This is a genomic window from Streptococcus pseudopneumoniae (assembly GCF_001072925.1).
GTDB classification, from domain to species: Bacteria; Bacillota; Bacilli; order Lactobacillales; family Streptococcaceae; genus Streptococcus; species Streptococcus pseudopneumoniae_Q.
Window position 1 is genome coordinate 1 of the sequence record NZ_JVHE01000106.1, and the last position, 508, is coordinate 508.

1 protein-coding gene is annotated in these 508 nt (G+C 45.9%); it reads left to right on the plus strand.

Annotated features, from left to right (window positions below):
* On the plus strand, positions 1-508 hold a 508-nt coding region (locus tag ADH81_RS11205), incomplete at both ends, for an Ig-like domain-containing protein (RefSeq protein WP_049527958.1).

Here is a 508-nt window from a genome sequence, read left to right on the forward strand (position 1 = left end):
TACGCCAACTGTTAATATTCCAGAAGGAAATGTGACAGCGAAAGCGACAGATCCATCAGGAAACACATCAGTAGCAAGTGACCCAGCGAAAGCAACAAAACCAAGCACACCAGATACAGAAGCACCAGCGAAACCAGTTGTCGATACAGACCTAACAGGTAAAGCAGGAACTAAGACACCAGTTGAAGTGAACGCAGAACCAGGATCAACTGTTGCCCTTTACGATAAAGATGGCAACAAGATTGGTGAAGCAACTGCAGGTGAAAATGGTAAAGCCACTATCACTCCAACAGTAAACATTCCAGAAGGCAATGTAACAGCGAAAGCAACCGATGCGGCAGGTAACACTTCAGATGCAAGTGAACCAGTGAAAGCAACAACAGCTGCAGATACAGAAGCACCGGCTAAACCAGTTGTGAACACAGACCTTACAGGCAAAGCAGGCACTAAGACACCAGTTGAAGTGAACGCAGAACCAGGATCAACTGTTGCCCTTTACGATAAAGAT